1 protein-coding gene is annotated in these 434 nt (G+C 62.7%); it reads right to left on the bottom strand.

Annotated elements, in window-relative coordinates; genetic code table 11:
- Positions 1 to 434: GSU2403 family nucleotidyltransferase fold protein (locus FNJ47_RS46645; protein ID WP_249778689.1), on the bottom strand; the 434-nt coding region annotated here is incomplete at both ends.

Here is a 434-nt window from a genome sequence, read left to right as displayed (position 1 = left end):
ACGTTGAAGTTGCCTCTCGATACGAATCGGGTGGAGAGCCTGCCATCGGCCTGGCTCGGAACCTCGCGAAACGTAGGGTCGACTTGGCGAAGCACGTCCAGGATGGGTGGCATGGAGTCCTTGATGGCCACCGAGATTTCGTGGAATTGCGCAAAGTCGGCGTCGCTGGTCTGCATGGCGACCGCGTCAAGGCGTCGACCGAGCACAGCGGCATAGCACTGGTACGCAACGGTGCCGACTAGCAGTCCCCGCTTGCGGAAGAAGCCGGCCTTCGCTAGCCCCTCCACGACTTGGCCCGCGATCGGCAGAGGGCGAGGCAGATAGGCTTCGCGGACTAACGTGGAGACGAGACGGCGACGTCCTTTCAGGTCGGCCTTCAGATCCTTGAACGCCTCGACCCTCTTGGTGATCTCGGGATCGTCCACGGGACCGAC

It is taken from the genome of Bradyrhizobium uaiense, assembly GCF_010811875.1.
GTDB lineage: Bacteria > Pseudomonadota > Alphaproteobacteria > Rhizobiales > Xanthobacteraceae > Bradyrhizobium > Bradyrhizobium uaiense.
The sequence above is the reverse complement of the archived record's forward strand: the minus strand, read 5'-3'. Positions and strand labels throughout refer to the sequence as shown.